Below are 17,079 nucleotides of genomic sequence, written 5' to 3'. Positions count from 1 at the left end.
GTCGCGCTATGCGGCGACCGCAACCGCGCTGAACTCCTCGACCTCGACCGGTGCGGCCGCCGCGAGTGGGGTGCCGACGTGCTCCAGCACGGCGTCGAGCACGGCGTCGTCGGTGAGGATGCGGTTGTGCCCGAGGCCCCTGGTCGCGAGCAGCTCCGACCCCGGATTCGCGGCGACGATCCGCCCCGACTCGCCGAACGGCACCACGCGGTCGCCGCGGTCGTGGGCGACGAGGACCGGCACTCCGGCCGGAAGCGGGCGCCGCACCGTCGACAGCCAGTCGAACGGGTCGGGCTCTCCGGGGAAGTAACGGGTAGCGAAGAGGTCGCGCATGCTCGCCGCGACGGCATCGGGGTATCCGAGCATGCCCTGGAACTGGGTCAGCAGCAGGTCGGCGTCGGCGGGCGCGGCGATGGTCACGACGCGCGTGGAGTCGATGCCGCCGGCGACGCCGACGAGGGTCGCGAGCCCGCCGAACGAGTGGCCGACCATCGCCTCGAACGCGCCGTGGCGCTCCTGCAGCGCGGCGAACACGGCGAGCCAGTCGACGAGATACGTGCGCCGACCGCCCGAGCCGCCGTGAGCGGGCGCGTCGAACGACACCACCCGATACCCCTCGGCGACGAGCTCGCGCACGAGCACCGAGAACTGGCTGGCGCGGCCGTTCCAGCCGTGCGACAGCACGACCGTGCGGGCGCCGTCGCCCCACTCGTAGGTGTCGACGTCGACGCCGCGCCGGTCGATCCCTGGGATGCGCACCGTGCGGAGTCGCGCCCGCAGCATCGTGGGCTGGTCATCGGCGTGCACCGGTCGCGGCTTCGCGACGTAACCGAAGAGCGGCATGGCCACGGCGGCTCCCCACCGGGGCGAGAGGACGGCCGCAGCACGAACGGAGGTGCTTGCAGCAGCGAGTGCGAGATTCATGGTGCTCCGATCAGAAGAATACGAACGATCGTACTTATGAACACGAACGATCGTACGGTAATCTCGGGGTGTGACACAAGCCCCGATCGATCGACGCCGCCTGCGAGGCGACGAGTCACGCCGTGCCGTGCTCTCGCACGCAGTGGACACCGCGACGGTGGATGGCCTCGACGGCCTCACGATCGGCCGACTGGCGGATGCCTCGGGGCACAGCAAGAGCGGCATCGCCACGCTCTTCGGCTCGAAGGAGCAACTGCAGCTCGCCGTCGTGGCCGCTGCCCGTGAGGTCTTCATCGACCGCGTCGTCGCGCCGGCCCGCGCGCGAACGCCCCGCGGTCTCGTCCGCGTGTGCACGCTGCTCGGAGACTGGCTGGCCTACTCGCGCGATCGCGTCTTCCGCGGCGGGTGCTTCTTCGCCGCGACCTCCGTCGAGTTCGACGCGAAGCCGGGCGTCGTCCGCGACGCGATCGTCGCCGCCTCGAGCGAGTGGGAGGACTACCTCACCGTGAGCATCGAGTACGCGATGGCCGCGGGGGAGCTGCCCCTCCTCGATGACGCGCGCCAGCTCACGTTCGAGATGGTGTCGTTCCTCGAGGCGGCGAACACCCGCTCGCTGCTTCACACGAGTGAGGAGCCCTACCGCCGCGCCGAGGTCGCGCTCCGCGCGCGCCTCACGTCATTCGGCGGCGACCCCGAACTCATCGAGTCGATCGGCGCCGAGCCCGCCGCCTGACCAGCGCCGAGGCGTCGACGTGGGCCCCATCGGCCGCCGAAGCAGGGGATTCCCGCCGAAACAGGGAGCGAGGTCCCCGGTCTCGACCGAAATCCCCTGGCTCGGCGACGCACGCTGCTGCACGCACCAGACCCCTGGTGCGTCTCGTCCGCTTGCGACACGATGTCCCAATGGCCCGATTCCTGGTGACGGCCATGCCCTTCACTGGGCATGTCACACCGCTGCGGGCGGTCGCGCAGGAGCTCGTCGCCCGCGGTCACGGCGTGCGCTTCTACACCGGAAGCGCATTCCGCACGGGGATCGAGGCATCCGGAGCCGTGCACGTGCCGTGGCGCGAGGCCCCCGACTTCGACGAGAACGATCTGCGCGCGACGTTCCCGCGACTCGAGGGCCGCAAGGGCCTCAGGCAGGTCTTCGTGAACCTCGAAGACGTCATGATCAACACCGCTGCGGCGCAGGTCGCCGACCTGCAGGCCGAGTGGGATCGCGAGCCGTGGGACGCGCTCGTCACCGACGACACCTCCGTCGGCGCGGCCCTCTTCGCCGACTGGTCGGGCTGCCCGCGGGCGACCGTGGCCGTGCTGCCGCTCCACCTCACAAGCCGGCAAGGGCCGCCGAGCGGCATGGGACTCACGCCGGGCGGCAATCCCTTCACGAAGACACGGGATGCTGCGCTCCGAGGCATCGCGCCGCTCGCGATGCGGCCGCTGACCAAGCCGATCGTGCGCGCGCGGATCGCGGTCGGCCTGCCGCCCGACCCGCTCACGTTCGAGCAGACCGTGCTGTCCCCCCAGCGCATCCTCGCCAGCGGATCGCCCGCGCTCGACTTCGCCCGCACCGATCGCCCCGTGTACCTCGACTTCATCGGCATCCTCGCCGCGCCGCCCGCCACGCCGCCCGCCCTCCCGGAATGGTGGGGCGACCTCGACGGCCGCACCGTCGTGCACGTCACGCAGGGCACGCAGAACATCGACCCCACCGATCTCATCCGCCCCGCTCTCGAGGCCCTCGCCGAGCGGGACGTGCTGGTCGTCGTGTCGACGGGCGTGCGCGCCCGCGACGAGCTGCCGTTTTCCGTCCCGGCGAACGCGCGCATCGCGGGGTTCCTCCCCTATGACGCCCTCCTCCCCCGCACCGCCGTCGTCATCACCAACGGCGGCTGGGGTGGCACACTCGCCGCGCTCAGCCACGCGATCCCGCTCGTCATCGCCGGCGGCGACCTCGACAAGCCCGAGATCGCAGCCCGAGTCGCGTGGGCGGGCGCCGGCGTCGACCTCCGCACCGGCACGCCCACCGCAGCCCAGGTCGCCCAGGGTTTCGACCGCGCGTCGACCGACAGGACGATGACGGATGCTGCCACCCGCGTGGCCGCCGAGCTCGGCTCTCTCGGGGGAGCGCCGCGCGCCGCCGAACTGCTCGAAAGGTTCGCGGCCCGGTCGGGGCGGTGAGCGACGTGACGTCAGCGCCCGGCGAGCTCTTCCAGCAGGTCGTCGCCGGGGCGCACGTCGTCGAACGGCGCCTCGATGTCGGCGCGCTCGAGCAGGTCGGCAAGGCGCTCGCGCCGCGCACGCGTCACCAGCGTGACGACGGTTCCCGAGCGCCCGGCGCGGCCCGTGCGACCGGAGCGGTGCAGATACGTCTTGTACTCGTCGGGCGCGTCGGCCTGGACCACCAGATCGATGTCGTCGACATGGATGCCGCGGGCCGCGACATCCGTCGCCACGAGCACGTCGATGCGACCCGACGTGAGCTTCTCGAGGTTGCGCGTGCGGCGGGCCTGATCGAGGTCGCCGTGCAGCGCCAGCGCGCGGATGCCGACCTCGTCGAACTGCTCGGCGAGCATCTCGGCGAACGCCCGCGTGCGCGTGAACACCAGTGTCTTCCCCGAACGGTCGACGAGCGAGCGCAGGATGTCGCGCTTGTCGCGGTGGTCGACCACGAGCACACGATGGTCGATCGTGCCGGTGTGCTGGGTCTCGCCGGCCACCTCGTACACGGCCGGCTCGCTGAGGAACTCGCCGACAAGAGACGACACCTCGCCGTCGAGCGTCGCCGAGAACAGCAGGCGCTGGGCGTCGCGGGGCGTGCGGCGCATGATGCGCTGCACCGGCTCGAGGAAGCCCAGCTCGCACATGTGATCGGCCTCGTCGAGCACGGCGATGCGCACCTGCGAGAGGTCGAGCGCCCGGGACTCGACGAGGTCTTCGATACGCCCCGGCGTGCCGATGACGATGTCGATGCCCTTCTTCAGCGCGCCGAGCTGCCGCGCCTTCGGCACGCCGCCATAGATCTGCGTCGTGAAGAGGCCGACGCTGCGGGCGATCGGCTGGATCGTCGCGTCGATCTGCAGTGCGAGCTCCCGCGTCGGCGCGAGGATCAGCGCTCGCGGCGGACGCGCGAACTCGCGCTTCTGCCCCGCCTGCGACCGCAGGACGCTCTCGACGAGCGGTGCCCCGAACGCGATGGTCTTGCCCGATCCGGTGCGGCCACGCGCGAGGACGTCGCGACCGTCGAGGATCGCGGGGATCGTCGCCGCCTGGATGGGGAACGGATGCTGCGCCCCCAGCTCCGCGATCGTCTTGACGATGTTCTGGCCGAGGCCGAGATCGGCGAAGGTCGCACCTTCGACCTCGGCGGGCGCGACCGCGTCGGCCCGGAACCGCTGGTGCACCACATCGCGGCGGACCGGCTCGTCCCGTCGCGGACCGGCATCCCGGCGCGGCGCGGCGTCCCGTCGTGGAGCCGCGTCCCGGCGCGCACCCGAGTCCCGGCGCGGCTCGAATTCCCGGCGCGGCGCATCGCCACGCCCCGAGTCACGGTGGTCGTCGCGTTCTCGTCCCGGTCGCCCGCGATCGTCCCGCGAATGCGTCCGGATCGCCCGCGCCTCGTCCCGGCCCGCGCGCTCCTGCTCGGTCCAGCGGCGCTTCGGGGCCGCAGCATCCGTCGATTCCGGGCGGTGTCCGCGGTGCCCGGCGCTGCGGCTCCCGGGCTTTCCTGCCGAGGAATCGCCGGGTCGGCGCTTGCCGTCCTGACCGTCGCGACCCTCGCTCGCCGCACGGTACTTCGGGTTGTACCGGGGATCGAAGTTCTTCGCCGCGCGGCCTCCGCCGGGCTTCTTGTTCTTGGGCATCCGGCTCCTCCAGGTGCGGGTCAGCGGCACCCGCTCGCCGTCCGCGCGGCGCGGCGCGTGAACCGGCGTGTCCAGCGTACCCGGCGAGATGCGTACGCCGCGGAGTCCCCGTATACCACCGACCAGCGCTTTCCCGGCTCAGCGGGATACAGTTTCGGTAAGCGGTTCGCCGCTGAACTGGGGATTTACCGTCTTGACCAACGGGCCCCGGACCGGGGGTTCTTTGGGGGGATGTCCGGCTTCGGGCACGCCGTGCAGAACCGATCGTGAGTCGAATGCCTCCCACGACCCTTTCCGACGCTCCACCGGTCACCGTCTCGCCGTTGCGCGCGACGGCCGACGTCAGCGCGTCGACGCTCACCCGCGTCGACCCCGAAAACGCCCTGGCGCGGATGCTCTCGCATGCCGCGACGAGCAGCACCACGGGCTCAGAATCCCTTTCCGCGACGACGACCACCGCCGTCGCGGCCACCTCCACAGCCACCACCGTCACGACCACCACCGTCGCGACGATTCCGGCCGAGCCTGCCACCGTCAAGGCCGACCCCGCCGACATCGCCCACCGCATCGGGCGTCTCGCCGTGCTGTCCCTTCCGGTCGGCGTGGCACTCGCGATCCTCACCACGCACGACGCGACGTGGTGGCAGCTGCACTTCTCTCAGCTCGGCACCCACACCGACTTCTCGGGCCGCACGTTCAACAGCATCACGATCTTCTCCGGCTTCTTCCTCGCGGTGTACGGCGTGCTGATCGCGGTGGCGCTGCCCGACGGCATCCGTCGTCGTGCCTCACGTGCGTTCCGCGGATCGATCGTGTCCGCGGGCCTGTTCCTCACCGGCGTCGGGCTCGTGCCGATCCCGGTGAGCCCGATCGGCCACGACCTCATCGCCACCGCACTGGGTCTGTCGTTCCTCTCGACGGTCGCGACGGGACTTGCGATTCCCGGTCGCAGCCGTCGGTTCCGCCGGATCACCGTGCTCTGCGTCGCCCTGCTCGCCACGGGCATGGGCGTGCTCACCGCCGGGTTCATCACCCTCGCCCTCTTCGAGTTCGTCGCGTTCGTCACGATGGGCATCTGGCTGCTGTCGCTGCCGCGCGCCCTCGCCCATGCCCCGGCGCCTGCGTCCGTCCAGGTGAGCACCACGCTGCCGGCATCCGCAGAATGGATGGCATGGCAGAACCCGTGGCCCACCCCATCACCGTCGCGATCGAACGGCGCATCGACCCATCTCGCACCGTCGAAGCCACGAGCTGGATGCAAGCGGGCACCGATCTCGCCGCGGGCTTCGCGGGGTTCCTCGGCTCCGGCTGGGTACGCGCGGGGGAAGGCAGCGACCTCTGGTACATGCTGTACCGCTTCCGCGACATCCCGACCCTCGAAGCCTGGGAGGACTCGCCGCAGCGGTCTTGGTGGCTCGACTCCGGCCGCGCCTTCGCGAGCGAAGTCAGGGTCGAGCGCCGCACCGGCATCGAGGGATGGTTCGACGCCCCGTTCGCCACTCACGTCGAGTCGCGGCATCCGGGTCACGCGCCCTCACCGGTCACCGGCCCGGTCCAGCAGCCCATCCCGGCCGCCCCGCCGCGATGGAAGCAGGCCGTCACGATCTGGCTCGGCTTCTTCCCCACGAACCTCCTCGCGTCGTGGCTTCTCGGCTTCGTCCCGGGCTTCGCGGAGTGGCCGCTGATCGCTCGCGTGCTGCTCTCGACGGTGCTCCTCACCCCCGTCATGACGTACGCGGTGCTTCCGTGGGTGACACGGATGCTGCGCCCCTGGCTCCAGCGCGGCGCTTGACGAATCCGTGACCGAATCTTCTCGAGCCGATCACCCTCGGGGTTCTCACGCGGTCGTACTCTGACCTCGTGAGCACTGTGAACACCTCGCCGCGACCGGACGCCGCCGCGCCGTCGCCCGGTCGCCGGGCCGAATCGGAGGCGGTCTACGCCGCGTTCGCCGCCGGCATCCTCGGCGCGATCTACGGCCTTCTCGTGGGCATCTTCGCCCCCGATCTGCAGCTCGCCGGCGTCGCGGACTCGTTCTCGGTCTGGGCGGCGTGCGGAGCCGCGGTGGTCGCCGCCGTCGCGTCGACCCTCGAGTACTGGCGCTCCCGCGGCCGGCCCGGCCAGGAATGGCGCCAGTCGCTGCCGTCGTGGAAGTACATCGTCAACACGGTGTCGGTCGTCATCGTGCACACCGCGCTCGCGTTCGTCGCCGTGTACGCGCTGTACCGCGTGCTCGCGATGGGCTTCATCGGCCTGCCGATCGTCACGTTCTGGGCCGTCGTGCTGATGTCGGTCACGCTGGGCCTCACGACCTGGTTCGTCTACCTGTCGGTGTCGGCGATGACGACCCAGCGCATGTCGTCGCTGCTGCTCACGTTCATCGCGATCGGCACGCTGACCGCCATGGTGACGACGCCCGACCCGAAGTGGTGGACGATCCACTTCAGCCACCTCGGCACCTTCGAGGACGACCTCTCGAGCTGGGTCTTCAACGGCACCCTCATCGCCGCCGGCCTCCTCGTGACGACGTTCGCCGTCTACGTCGCGAACGACATGCGCGAGCTCTCCGAGGCGGGCATCCTCGAGAACCCGCGCGCGGTGCGGACAGTCCCCGTGCTCTTCGTGATCATGGGCATCATGCTCGCGTGCGTGGGGATCTTCCCCGTCGACGTGAACATGCCGGCGCACAACCTGTCGGCTTCGGGCATGGCCGTGATGTACCTGGTGCTGCTCATCGGCGGACCGAAGTTCTTCCGTGGCATGCCGCGCACGTACTTCGTCGCGTCGTGGGCGTTCCTCGCTGCGATGGTCGCTTCGGTGATCCTCTTCATCCCCGCCGTCGGCTACTTCTCGCTGACCGCGTTCGAGATCATCGTCTTCGCGCTGATCTTCGGCTGGATCGCCGTGTTCATCCGCTTCCTCGGCGTCGCCGGCCGCAAGGACTAGATGGTCGACGGATGCTGCGGCCCGCAGCATCCGTCTATCCCTCAGGAGTCGCCGGGGGCGAGGAAGACGCCGATGCGGCTGCCGTCGAAGACGAACTGCAGGGCGCTGTCGGCAGGGAAGCGGTCGCGGAGCTGCTGCGGGGCGCTGCTGTCCACGACGAATTGGATCGTCGCCGGGAACGAGCCCGCGCGGCAGCCGTTGTACATGATCCCCGAGATCGACCATGTGTTGGTGTCGGCGTCGGGCCCGGGAAGCTGCTCGCTATCGACCAGGGCGAAGCAGTCGGTGCCGACGCCGGTGTAGCCGCCCGTGCTCTCGAACAGGGTGAGGCCGCATCTCGTGCATCGTCTCACGCCGCGGGCCACGGGCTGGATCACGGGTCCTCACCGCGACTAGCGTCTTCCTCGAGCGATCGCACACCACCGCGGAGGCATCCGATGCTGAACCACGTCGCCGAGGGCGTTCTCACCCACGAGAGCGAGTTCATCCAGACCCAGGCCACGGTGGTGCTGGGGCGCGATGGGGTGCTCCTCGTCGACCCCGGCATCACGCGCGCCGAGATGGCCGACCTCGCGCACGACGTCCGCGAGCTCGGTCGACCGGTCGTCGCGGCGTTCTCGACGCACCCCGACTGGGACCACGTGCTCTGGCACCCCGACCTCGGCGACGCGGCGCGGTACGGCACAGCCCGGGGCGCAGCATCCGTCCGCGAACTGCTGTCGATGGCGGACTGGAAGGAGCAGGTCGCCGAAGGGCTGCCGCCTGAGTACGCCGACGAGATCCCGATGGAGCTGCTCGGGCTGATCACGGGTCTGCCCGAGGGCACGACGGAGGTCCCCTGGGACGGTCCCACCGTCCGGATCCTCGAGCACCGCGCGCACGCGCCGGGGCACGCGGCACTGCTGGTCGAGGCGAGCGGAGTGCTCGTCGCCGGCGACATGCTCTCCGACATCCTGATGCCGTTCCTCGACCTCCAGGCCGACGACCCGATCGGGGACTACCTGGCAGCGCTCGACCTCTTCGAGGGCGTGGCGGACGGCGTGGCCGCGGTCATCCCCGGCCACGGTTCGGTCGGCGGCGCCGAGGCCTTCCGCCTTCGGCTCGCACAGGACCGCGCGTATGTCGAGGCTCTGCGCGACGCGCGCACCCCGGACGACCCGCGCATCGGCCCGTCGGCGCCGCTGGACTGGCTCGTCGACATCCACGACTGGCAGGTGCAGTCTCTCGCCGAGCGCGGCTGACTCCGCTCAATCGGCCGGAGGTCGCACGAAGACGTCGACCGTGTCCTCGCGGAGATGGAAGTCGACGATGCTCCCGTCGGGGAGCCACGGGGCGAAGTCGTCGACCCCTTCGGGCTCAACGGTCAGCGACAGAGCCACCTCCCTGCCGGGCGGGGCGCACTTGATCGAGAACCGCCCGCTCGCCAGGAGGTCCCAGACGACGAAGCAGACCCTCCCTGCGGCGTTCTCGACCGACCACACGCCCACGTCGTGATAGGGCTCGAACTGGCGGAGCGTCGACGCGTCGGGACCCCTCCCCTGTGCGCTGAGCACGCGTATGACGTCGCTGCTGCCCTCGGCGTCGATCTGTCGCAGCGTCGCGTCGGGGCGCAGCACGAGATTCCAGACGGTGGCGCCGACGACCGCGAAGAGGCAGATCACCCCGACGACCGCCCACGTGCGGCCCCGAACTCCGCGGGAGGCGTCCCGCGATGAGGGGCTCGTCGGCTCCGCGGGCGCTGCCACGGTGACGGCCGTGGCAACGGCGACCGATGCAGCAGCTCGCGCGGCCGTCGCGGCCCGGTGGGCCGCCTCGAGCTCGATCAGCCGCGCCATCGCCGCCGGGTCCGCGTCGATGTCGGCCTCCGGCCCGTAGGCCCGCGCGCGCAGTGCGTCGAGCTCGCGTTCGGTGTCTGACGGGCGCGAGCTTCCTTCCGTGAGCTCGGGCGACTCGGGTTCTGAGTCGGGTGCGGAGGGCCATCCGTCCACAGCCTCAACGTACCCCCCGCAGAGGCCTCGATGGGTGGACAATCAAGCCATGGCACGCGGCGCGTGGTCGCAAGGAGCACGCCTCGAGGCTGCCGCGGTGCGCGTCGAGAGACAGCTGCACCGTGACGGGGTGATCGAAGCGCGACGCTTCGCCGTGCGCACCGAGGCGCGGGCGATCGTCGTCGCCGCGCTCGCGTTCGCCGTCGGACTCGCCGGCGGAGCACTCGGGTTCTGGGGCCGCGCGGCACCGGTGTGGGAGGGGGCGTCGGTCGGCGCGGCCGGCATCGTGGTCGCGGCATCCGTCACCCTCGCCGCCGCGTCCGTCAGCTATCGGCTCGCCGCCCGCGATCCGAGGCAGGCGTGGCTGAAGGGTGTCACGCACTCGCGGCGACGGTGGATGACCGCAGCGCTGGCGATCTCGCTCGCGGCGGTGTTCGCGATGGTGCAGTGGATCCTGTTCCACGCCGCGTCGCTGATCTGGCCGGGCGCCGCTGTCGACACGCTGACGGCGACCATGATCGTCGCCCTCGTGGCCGGTGGCTGCGGCTACATGGCGTTCGCCCTCGCCGCACATGTCACTGCTACGCGGCTCGTGCTGCTGCTGTTCGCCGTCGTGGCCATCGGGTTCACCGTGAGTGTGGCGACGACGCAGGACGACGAGTGGTACCGGCTGAACTTCAGCGAGCTCGGCGGCCGGGGCGACATCACGTCGGCGGTCTTCAACGCCACGTTGATCCTGGCGGGCGGGGTGACGGCGCTGCTCGCGATGTACCTGCTGACGAGCCTGCAGGCGTGGGCGCGCACCGAGTCGCGGGTGACTCGCACGAGGGCGCTCATCGTCTACTTCGTGTTCCTCGTGCTCGCCGCGTGCTTCATCGGTGCCGCGCTCGTTCCGGTCACCTTCAGCCAGGTGGGCCACAACATCTTCGCCATCGGGATGGCCATCGTCTTCGGCGGATTCCTCCTCGGCCTGCGCTGGGTGCTGCCGTGCCTGCGCTGGCCGATCATCGCGCTCGCCTTCGCGGCGGCGGCGGGCATCTTCTTCTCGGCGACCCTGTTCTGGATCGGGTACTACACCCTCGCCACCCACGAGATGGTCTGCGCCGGACTCGTGGTCGGCTGGCTGCTGCTGTTCACGCGCACGCTCGCTACGGCCGAACGAGCCGACTCTGCGGCGGCGGAGACGGATGCTGCCGCCTGACGCATCGGGTGATCGGTAGCGTGGCCGCTACCGCGAGCCGCGTGGGCATGGAATGCGAGAAGCGAGAGGGGAAGCAGATGTGCCGCCCCTCTCGCTCTCGTCTGTCTGTCGTGCGCGCTCAGTCCTTGCCGAGTCCGGCGGCGGAGACGGGTTGTTCTCCGGCGGCTTCGAGCTGCTGGTTGAGCAGGGTCAGGTCGAACAGGCCGTCGATGGAGCCGTCTTTCTGGGTGCCCGCTTCGATGCCGTTCTCAACCAGGGTCTGGAAGGTGTCGGCGTGCGGGTCGACGGAGAACGACACGTGCTCCAAGGCCCGGGTGATCACGGCGTCGGCGAGCGGCTTGCCGGTCTCCTTCTCGATCGCGGCGTTGATCACCGCGGGTGCGTCGGCCGGGTGGTCGGCGATCCACTGCACCGCGGCCGTGTGACCCTCGAGGAGGTCGGCGACCACGTCGGGGTGCTCCTCGAGGAACTCGGTGCGCACCAGCAGCACGGTGGTGGGGAACTGGCCGTCCTGCCACAGCTCGGCCTCGTCCTGCAGCACGTGCGCGCCGGCGTCCACGATCAGCCGTGACACCCACGGCTCCGGCAGCCAGGCACCGTCCAGCTGCCCGTCCTGGAACAGCGTCAGGGTCTGCGCGTTCTCGGTCGGGGTGATCTGCACGTCCCCGCCGCCGGAGGTGTCGGTGGCGTACCCCTGGTCGGCGAGCCACACCCGGGCGGCGACGTCCTGCGTGTTGCCCAGCTGCGGGGTCGCGATCGTCGTGCCGTCCAGGTCGGCGGGGGTGTCGATGCCGTCGCGGACCACCAGCGCGGCGCCGCCGGTCGCGGCGCCCGCGATGATCCGGGCGGACTGCCCACCGGACTGGATGAAGGTGTTGATCGACGGGTTCGGGCCGATGTAGGTCGCGTCGATCGCGCCGGCCGACAGCGCCTCGATCGCGGCCGGTCCCGCGTTGAACACCTGCGTGGTCACCTCGACATCGCCCAGCGCGTCGGCGAACAGCCCCTCCTCGAGACCGACCAGCGCCGGCGCGTGGGTCACGTTCGCGAAGTAGCCCAGGCGCAGCTCATCGACCGACGGGCCGGCGTCGCCGGCCGAGGTCGCGTTCGGCTCCGCGGCTGCGGAGGCGCAGCCGGCCATCATCGCTGCCACGAGTCCCAGGGTTGTGAGTGCTGTCGCAGTGCGGATCTTGTTCACGGTGTCGCCTCCTCAGGTCGGGTGTTGCTCGATGGTGAAGGTGCGTGCGGGACGCACCGCCCCGCACGATCCCGGCGACGATCGAGCCGCCGGGCGGGACCCTATCGGGGCCCATCGGCGAGCGTAGAAGCGCCGATGCCGCCGACCTATCCGATCGTCAAACCCGGTCACCGAGCGTCATCGTCGGACACCCGAGTTGCGTTCGGGATTGCGCCCACCCCTCGCGACGCAACCCTCGCGGCACCACCTGCGGCGGCGGAACCTGCCGCGGTGATCCGAACGAACCGCTTCAGCGCTTCGTCTCGTACCGAGTCAGGATCGCACCACCGGGAAACGTTCGCATCTCGGTGAGGTTCAGGTTCACCCAGCTGTCCACCGGGGCGAAGAACGGTGCGCCACCGCCCACGACCACCGGATGCGTGACGATCTCGTACTCGTCGACCAGCCCGGCACGCATGGCCGCGCCGCCGAGCGCTGCCCCGCCTACCCTCATGCGCCCGGCGTCCTCCGCCCTCAGACGGGCGATCTCTGCGACCGCGTCGCCGCTGAACACACGAGCGTTCCAGTCCACCGTGTCGATCGTCGACGAGAAGACCACCTTCGGCGTTTCCCGCCAGTTCTGTGCGAACGCGATCTGGTCGGGGGTGGCGTCCGGCTGCTGGTCCCCGGTCGGCCAGTACGAGCTCATGGTCTCCCACAGTCTGCGCCCGTAGAGGAACTGATCGATCGCGAGCTCCTCGTCGAGCCAGAACCGGAACAGCTCGTCGCTCGGCTCACTCCAGCCGAGATCATCGCCGGCCGCAGAGACATAGCCGTCCAGGCTCAGGTTCATGCCGTAGACCAGTTTCCCCATGACGCCGCGCCTTCCTGTCCGTCGGCCTCGGGAGGCCGGACCCGCTCATGGCGGGTCGAACTCGCCAGCAGTCTGCCGCGCCGGCGCGCCCAGGTCTACCCGCGCGGCTCCGGCGGACGCAACCGCCCCGCCAGCATCAGCGCCGCCGCGGGAACGAGCAGGCACACAGCGATCGCGAGCCGAAGTCCCGCCCACTCGGCGATGACCCCCACCACGAGTGGCGAGGTGAGAAGGCCGACCCGCATCACCGTCGCTGCAGCCGCGAGGCCCGTCCCAGGATCGAGGCCGGGCGCGCGCTCCGAGGCGTCCATCGCCAACGGGATCATCGGAGCGATTCCGAGACCGAGGAGGCCGAGTCCGACGGCGACGACCCAGGTCTCGGGCGCGAACACGGCCGTGACCAGTCCGACGAAGGCCGCCACCGAACCGACACGAACCGTGCCGACGGCACCGATCCGGTCCACGAGCGCATCCGAGGCGAATCTGCCCAGCGTGAGTGCGCCCATCAGCGCGGCGAACGGGATCGCTGCTTCCGCGACGCCCGCGCCGGTCTCTGCGACCACGTACACCCCGCCCCACGTGGATCCGAGGTCTTCGAGGAAGGCGCCGATGGCCGCGATGGCACACGCCGCGATGAGCATCGCGCTGACCCGACCGTGCCGATGGGGATGATGCGCCTCCGTTCGCGGGGGCGGCTCGGTGCGCAGGCGCACGAGCGGGAGCGCACCGAGGCTTCCCACGATGATGATGGCGCCCATGACGGGCAGATGGACGGAGATCGGGATCGCGAGCTGAAGCGCAAGAGCACCGAGCAGTGCGCCCGCGATCGCCCCGGCGCTCCACGCGCCGTGCAGGCCGTTGATGATCGACCGGCCCATCAGCCGCTGAATCGCGAGCCCGTGTGCGTTGTTCCCGACATCACCCGTGGCGTCCCCGAACCCGATCGCGAACAGCACGATGCCGAGAACGACCGGCGTGCCGGCGAAGCCCGCCCCGACCAGCAAGGCCCCGAGAATCATCGAGGACGTGACAGCGACGGGGATCGCGCCGAGGCGATTCACCAGCCTGCCCGCGATGAGGCTTCCCACCACGGATCCCACCGGGCCGCACGCGACCATCAGGCCGAACGCCAGCTCACCGAGGCCGAAGCGATCCTTCAGCTCGGGATAGCGGGTCACGATCGTCGCGAACACCAGCGCGTTCGCGATGAAGAGCATCGCCACCCCGCGTCGCGCGGCCGATACTCGCGCAAGGGCAACCGGCGCGCTCATCCCTGGATTCTAGGGTGATCGGCGCCGTCGGCTCGTCCGCGTCCCGCATCCCGCGTCAGACGATTCCGAGAATCTTCGCCGACCGATGTAGAGATCGCGGGCTCGGTTCCGTCTCCTCTGTGACGCGGCAGAATGGGCCGCACCGAACGGGAGGCTCTCATGGCCAAGTACCTGATGCTCAAGCACTACCGGGGCGGACGCACCTCGGTGAACTCCGTCCCGATGGACCAGCTCACGCCGGACGAGTGGGCCGCGCACGTGAAGTACATGCAGGACATGGAGGAGCGGCTCATCGCATCGGGCGAGCTGGTCTCCTCGGAGGGGCTCTCGATGGAGGGCGCGTGGGTCCGATTCGACGGCGAGGGGCGCCCGCCCGTCGTCGACGGTCCGTTCGCCGAGACGAAAGACCTCATCGCGGGCTGGATGATGATCGAGGTCGACTCCTATCAGCGGGCGCTCGACCTCGCCTCCGAGCTGTCGGCTGCGCCGTGGGCCGGCGGCACTCCTCTCGGCGAGTGGCTGGAGCTGCGTGAGGTGATGAGCGCGCCGCCCGCCGACGTCGGATGACAGAGGCGGATGCTGCGGCACTGCGCCGCGCGATCCCCGAGGTCGTCGGCATCCTCGTCCGGCGCGGAGCGGATTTCGCGTCGGCAGAGGATGCCGTGCAGACCGCCCTGGTGCGCGCACTCGAGCGACCGGTCCAAGACGGAGTGCGCGACATCCGTGCGTGGCTCGTCACCGTCTCGTGGCGCGCGTTCCTCGATCAGGTGCGCAGCGATACGGCGCGCACCGCCCGCGAGGACCGGCTCGCGCAAGAGCCCGAACCCGGGCCGGTGCCGCAGCATGACGACACGCTCGGCCTCTACTTCCTGTGCACGCACCCGGTCCTCACCCCGACGTCAGCGATTGCACTCACGCTGCGGGCGGTCGCCGGGCTGACGACGCGGCAGATCGCGGATGCCTTCCTCGTGCCGGAGGCGACGATGGCGCAGCGCATCAGCCGCGCGAAGCAGCGGCTCACCGGAATCCCACTCGATCAGCCGGGCGATCTGTCGCGTGTGATGCGCGTGCTCTACCTCGTATTCAACGAGGGCTACTCCGGTGAGATCGACATCGCCGCCGAGGCGATCCGCGTGACGCGGCAGCTCGCGGCGCTCACCGACGAGCCCGAGGTCGACGGTCTGCTCGCGCTCATGCTCCTGCACCATGCGCGGCAGCCGTCGCGCGTGGTGGGTGGGCGACTCATCCCCCTCGCTGAGCAGGATCGCTCCCTGTGGGACGTCGACGCGATCACGGAAGGCGTCGCCATCCTGCAGTCGGCGCTCTCCTGCGACCGGCTCGGGCAGTATCAGGCGCAGGCCGCGATCGCGGCGCTGCACGCCGATGCCCCGACGGCCGCAGAGACCGACTGGGTGCAGATCGTCGAGTGGTACGACGAGCTGCTCGCGTTCGGCGATTCACCCGTCATCCGGCTGAACCGCGCGGTCGCGATCGGTGAGGCCGACGGTGCGCGCGCCGGCCTCGTCGCCCTGGACGCCGTCGATAAGGAGGTGCCGCGGTACCACGCCGCACTCGCCTACCTCCACGAGCGGGCGGGAGAAACGGATGCTGCCGCCGCCGAATACGCGGAAGCCGCACGCCGCGCGACCAGCGCGCTGGAGCAGCAGCATCTCCTCCGTGAGGCGGAGCGTCTGCGTCAGGTTCGGCGGTAGGCCCCGACGACAGGGCAGTCGAACGGGTCGCGCGCGGCCAGTCCGACGCGGTTCAGGTACGCGATGACGATGCCGTACGAGCGCCACAGCGTCGTCTCGGTGTACGGCACGCCGAGGTGGCGGCACTGGTCCATGACGATCTCGCGGGCGCGCGCCAGATGCGGGCGGGGCATGTTGGGGAACAGGTGGTGCTCGATCTGATAGTTGAGCCCGCCCATGAGCATCGTCGCCCACCAGCCGCCGCTGACGTTGCGCGAGGTGCGCACCTGCTTGCTGAAGAAGTCGAGCTTCGCATCCATCGCGATGATCGGCATGCCCTTGTGGTTCGGCGCGAAGGAGGCGCCCATGTACACGCCGAACACGGCCAGCTGCACCCCGAGGAACGCGAACGCCATCCCCAGCGGGAGGAAGAGGAACACCGGCGTCCAGATCACCGCGAAGCGCACCGTGATGAGCGCGAGCTCGATCCAGCGGTCCTTGGCGCCCTCGCGCGAGAACAGGTGCCGGAAAGCGTGAGCGTGCAGGTTCAGGCCTTCGAGCGTGAGGAGCGGGAAGAACAGCCACCCCTGCTTGCGCGTCACCAGAGCGCGCAAACGACCGGCGGACGCAGCATCCGTTTCGAGAAAGGAGATCGTGTCGATCTCGATGTCGGGGTCTTTGCCCACCCGGTTGGGGTTCGCGTGGTGGCGGTTGTGCTTGTTGTTCCACCACGAGAGGCTGATGCCCACGATGCCGGCGGCGAGGAAGCGGGCGAGCCGGTCGTTCGCGGGGCCCGAGGCGAGGATCTGCTTGTGCGCCGCCTCGTGCGCGAGGAACGCGACCTGCGTGAACAGGATCCCGAGGGCACCGGCCATCAGCAGCTGATACCAGGTCTGGCCGAGCAGGACGAAGCCGGTGACCACTCCGCCGAAGCTCAGGAGCAGGCCCGCCCCGACCAGCGCATAGAACCACTCGGCACGGCGGAGGAGGCCCGTCTCCCGGACGACCTGCGAGACCTCGGTGTACGCACGAGCGATCGGGGGGAAGTCAGTGGTGCCGGCGTACGTCTGACGGACGGGACCGAGCCGGGACTCGAGTGTGGTGGAGGAGATGATGCACCAGTTCCGATGGGGACCGTTTTGGC

The 17,079-nt window shown here is 70.3% G+C and carries 16 protein-coding genes and 1 pseudogene; 9 read left to right on the top strand and 8 right to left on the bottom strand.

The features are described 5' to 3' along the window. Positions 1 to 6: 6 nt before the first annotated feature. Positions 7 to 924, bottom strand: coding sequence for an alpha/beta fold hydrolase (locus tag ACVN90_RS01490; RefSeq protein ID WP_475100400.1), 918 nt, complete (start codon positions 922 to 924; stop codon positions 7 to 9). Between the two features lie 70 nt (positions 925 to 994). Here ACVN90_RS01490 and ACVN90_RS01485 point away from each other — a divergent pair, with 70 nt between their 5' ends. Both ACVN90_RS01485 and ACVN90_RS01480 read left to right on the top strand, forming a co-directional pair. Then, positions 995 to 1,657: a TetR/AcrR family transcriptional regulator gene (locus tag ACVN90_RS01485; protein ID WP_475100399.1), complete on the top strand. Its 663-nt coding sequence runs from the start codon at positions 995 to 997 to the stop codon at positions 1,655 to 1,657. A gap of 170 nt (positions 1,658 to 1,827) precedes the next feature. After that, positions 1,828 to 3,105 (top strand): glycosyltransferase, encoded by a 1,278-nt coding sequence (locus ACVN90_RS01480; protein ID WP_475100398.1) that lies wholly within the window; start codon positions 1,828 to 1,830, stop codon positions 3,103 to 3,105. Positions 3,106 to 3,116: 11 nt separating this feature from the next. Here the strand turns inward: ACVN90_RS01480 and ACVN90_RS01475 are convergent, their stop codons facing one another. Then, on the bottom strand, positions 3,117 to 4,787 hold the full coding sequence (locus tag ACVN90_RS01475) for a DEAD/DEAH box helicase (protein WP_475100397.1): 1,671 nt from the start codon (positions 4,785 to 4,787) through the stop codon (positions 3,117 to 3,119). Positions 4,788 to 5,062: 275 nt separating this feature from the next. On the opposite strand from ACVN90_RS01475, the pseudogene ACVN90_RS01470 reads away from it, so the two are divergent. The 3 genes and pseudogenes from ACVN90_RS01470 to ACVN90_RS01460 form a co-directional block, all read left to right on the top strand. Beyond that, positions 5,063 to 5,815: pseudogene (locus tag ACVN90_RS01470) on the top strand (hypothetical protein); the annotation flags it as partial. A 134-nt stretch (positions 5,816 to 5,949) separates the two neighbouring features. Continuing rightward, a complete protein-coding gene (locus ACVN90_RS01465) occupies positions 5,950 to 6,579 on the top strand; it encodes an antibiotic biosynthesis monooxygenase (RefSeq protein ID WP_475100396.1) in 630 nt (209 codons plus the stop codon). A gap of 68 nt (positions 6,580 to 6,647) precedes the next feature. Continuing rightward, positions 6,648 to 7,733, top strand: coding sequence for a DUF998 domain-containing protein (locus ACVN90_RS01460; protein WP_475100395.1), 1,086 nt, complete (start codon positions 6,648 to 6,650; stop codon positions 7,731 to 7,733). 41 nt (positions 7,734 to 7,774) lie between these two features. Here the strand turns inward: ACVN90_RS01460 and ACVN90_RS01455 are convergent, their stop codons facing one another. Further along, positions 7,775 to 8,110 (bottom strand): hypothetical protein, encoded by a 336-nt coding sequence (locus ACVN90_RS01455; RefSeq protein ID WP_475100394.1) that lies wholly within the window; start codon positions 8,108 to 8,110, stop codon positions 7,775 to 7,777. A 60-nt stretch (positions 8,111 to 8,170) separates the two neighbouring features. On the opposite strand from ACVN90_RS01455, the gene ACVN90_RS01450 reads away from it, so the two are divergent. Continuing rightward, complete coding sequence (locus tag ACVN90_RS01450; RefSeq protein ID WP_475100392.1) at positions 8,171 to 8,974, top strand: MBL fold metallo-hydrolase; 804 nt, start codon at positions 8,171 to 8,173, stop codon at positions 8,972 to 8,974. A 6-nt stretch (positions 8,975 to 8,980) separates the two neighbouring features. Here ACVN90_RS01450 and ACVN90_RS01445 read toward each other — a convergent pair whose 3' ends face one another. Next, complete coding sequence (locus ACVN90_RS01445; protein WP_475100391.1) at positions 8,981 to 9,721, bottom strand: hypothetical protein; 741 nt, start codon at positions 9,719 to 9,721, stop codon at positions 8,981 to 8,983. 49 nt (positions 9,722 to 9,770) lie between these two features. On the opposite strand from ACVN90_RS01445, the gene ACVN90_RS01440 reads away from it, so the two are divergent. Further along, positions 9,771 to 10,922 (top strand): hypothetical protein, encoded by a 1,152-nt coding sequence (locus ACVN90_RS01440; RefSeq protein ID WP_475100390.1) that lies wholly within the window; start codon positions 9,771 to 9,773, stop codon positions 10,920 to 10,922. Between the two features lie 118 nt (positions 10,923 to 11,040). On the opposite strand, the gene ACVN90_RS01435 is transcribed toward ACVN90_RS01440, so the two are convergent. From ACVN90_RS01435 to ACVN90_RS01425, 3 genes are all read right to left on the bottom strand, one after another. Next, positions 11,041 to 12,120, bottom strand: a complete 1,080-nt coding sequence (locus ACVN90_RS01435; RefSeq protein WP_475100388.1) for an ABC transporter substrate-binding protein — start codon at positions 12,118 to 12,120, stop codon at positions 11,041 to 11,043. 289 nt (positions 12,121 to 12,409) lie between these two features. After that, positions 12,410 to 12,973 (bottom strand): dihydrofolate reductase family protein, encoded by a 564-nt coding sequence (locus tag ACVN90_RS01430; protein WP_475100387.1) that lies wholly within the window; start codon positions 12,971 to 12,973, stop codon positions 12,410 to 12,412. Positions 12,974 to 13,068: 95 nt separating this feature from the next. Beyond that, on the bottom strand, positions 13,069 to 14,244 hold the full coding sequence (locus tag ACVN90_RS01425; protein WP_475100386.1) for an MFS transporter: 1,176 nt from the start codon (positions 14,242 to 14,244) through the stop codon (positions 13,069 to 13,071). Positions 14,245 to 14,403: 159 nt separating this feature from the next. Here ACVN90_RS01425 and ACVN90_RS01420 point away from each other — a divergent pair, with 159 nt between their 5' ends. Together ACVN90_RS01420 and ACVN90_RS01415 are read left to right on the top strand one after the other, a co-directional pair. After that, a complete protein-coding gene (locus ACVN90_RS01420; RefSeq protein WP_475100385.1) occupies positions 14,404 to 14,811 on the top strand; it encodes a YciI family protein in 408 nt (135 codons plus the stop codon). Then, complete coding sequence (locus ACVN90_RS01415) at positions 14,808 to 15,956, top strand: RNA polymerase sigma factor (RefSeq protein ID WP_475100384.1); 1,149 nt, start codon at positions 14,808 to 14,810, stop codon at positions 15,954 to 15,956. Before ACVN90_RS01420 ends, ACVN90_RS01415 begins: the two co-directional genes overlap by 4 nt. Here the strand turns inward: ACVN90_RS01415 and ACVN90_RS01410 are convergent. Beyond that, on the bottom strand, positions 15,941 to 17,047 hold the full coding sequence (locus tag ACVN90_RS01410) for a fatty acid desaturase family protein (RefSeq protein WP_475102045.1): 1,107 nt from the start codon (positions 17,045 to 17,047) through the stop codon (positions 15,941 to 15,943). The two genes, ACVN90_RS01415 and ACVN90_RS01410, sit on opposite strands and share 16 nt — an antisense overlap. Positions 17,048 to 17,079: the final 32 nt, after the last annotated feature.

The organism is Microbacterium sp. F01 (assembly GCF_056156365.1).
Note: the sequence above shows the minus strand (reverse complement) of the source record. Positions and strands in the feature narration are given on the sequence as shown.